The organism is Bacillus sp. GMs2/2 (assembly GCF_050172095.1).
In the GTDB taxonomy this organism is placed as follows: Bacteria; Bacillota; Bacilli; order Bacillales; family Bacillaceae_G; genus Bacillus_A; species Bacillus_A cereus.
Map to the genome: position 1 here is coordinate 1 of NZ_JBNLYE010000641.1, position 1,493 is coordinate 1,493.

A 1,493-nucleotide genomic window follows, 5' to 3' on the forward strand; every position below is an offset into this window, starting at 1 on the left:
CTGTAAAACATACCTCTTCCCCTCTTTTATGAAAAGTATTAGTAAATCTTCCCATCACTACCGTATTATAATACTTTCCATCCGATAGTCTTTTGTCATTTTTCAAAATGCCTTCTACTTCGAAACCTATTTTTTTATAAAGATGAATAGCTTTCTCGTTTGTCTCTAATACTTGTAAAGATATTTTATTTACTGCATTTTCGTCAGCCCATTTAATAGATTGTTGTAATAGGCTCTTACCCATTTTATATCCCCAAAACTCTTTTAAAATGCAAACACCAAACTCCACTTTATGAGATAATCTCTTAAAATTTGATCCTTCACACCTTGAAAATCCAACGATTCGATTCTGCACTTCTGCAACTAAAAAGAGATTCTTCGTTTCTTCACTATCTGTTTTTATTATTTTTTGAAACCCTAGGTCATCTATAAATCCCTCTCCAGCATCTCTATCCATATTTTCAGTTTCTCCATCAATCTGAACTCTAATTTTCGATAACTGCTCAGCATCTTTCTCAGCTGCAGAACGAATTGTATAAGTTAATCCATTTATATGAAACTCTTGCTCTTTTACAATCATGTCAAACTCCTTTCAAATGAATATAATCGCGCTATTACAACTTGTTTACCTTGTTTCTCAAATTCCTGAACAGTTTCTTTACTAGCCTCTTCGTCAGTTATAATAAGGTCAATTTCTTTTAGAGACTCTCCTCTTATAAAACAATCTATTCCAAGTTTATTATGCGGAGCTAAACAAATATTTCTTCTAGCAATTTCACTTACTCTTTTACTAAAATAAGCAACTTCAGGTGTTGCAGTACTAATACCTTGTAATGAAATGCCTCCACCTGTAGAGAAATAAAAATCAATAGAAAATCTACTTATCAATTCAGAGGCAAATGTATCAGTAATATTTCCTGAAGGCTTTACTTTTCCACCAATTAAATATGTATCGATGTTCTTATATTCTCTTAGATGACCAGCTATTTCTATAGAATTCGTAATAACCGTAAATGATACTTCCGGTAAATATTTCAGCATCGCATTATGAATGGAAGCCCCGCCAATAAAAATAGAATCATCTTCTTGTATATAAGATGCCGCAACTTTTGCAATTGTGTCCTCATATATTGAGCTATCACTATAACGTTTAGCTGGTTCCGCAGCTAAGTTCCTCACTCGCGTAAGTTCAATTGCACCTCCGTGCGTTCTTTTTAATAAACCATCCTTTTCCATAATAGACAAATCTCTTCTTATAGAATCAATAGACATATCAAATCTTTCCGCAAGTTCCTTTGCGATTACTCTTCCATCTGTATTAAGTAGTTCTAAGATTCTCTCTCGACGTTCTTCAGTAAACATGTTATCACCACCGTTATTGAAGATTCAGAAACTTAAACTTTATTTTAATTATATGTATGCCTCTTCTGTTTTACAATATTTTCAGTTCTTATTTATTCCGTTTTATACAGCAGATGTTCCTTTTTACAATT

The 1,493-nt window shown here is 32.6% G+C and carries 2 protein-coding genes; both read right to left on the reverse strand.

Translation table 11 applies throughout. The annotated features are described in order from the left end of the window. Positions 1–580: N-acetyltransferase family protein (locus ACQGS6_RS28245; RefSeq protein ID WP_426966013.1), on the reverse strand; the 580-nt coding region annotated here is incomplete at its 3' end. After that, positions 577–1,362, reverse strand: a complete 786-nt coding sequence (locus ACQGS6_RS28250; RefSeq protein ID WP_326318431.1) for a DeoR/GlpR family DNA-binding transcription regulator — start codon at positions 1,360–1,362, stop codon at positions 577–579. The genes ACQGS6_RS28245 and ACQGS6_RS28250, both read right to left, overlap by 4 nt. Positions 1,363–1,493 lie beyond the last annotated feature (131 nt).

Excerpts from the sequence above, each read along its gene's own strand:
- ACQGS6_RS28250 (WP_326318431.1), bottom strand. The coding sequence starts at position 1,362 with ATGTTTACTGAAGAACGTCGAGAGAGAATCTTAGAACTACTTAATACA.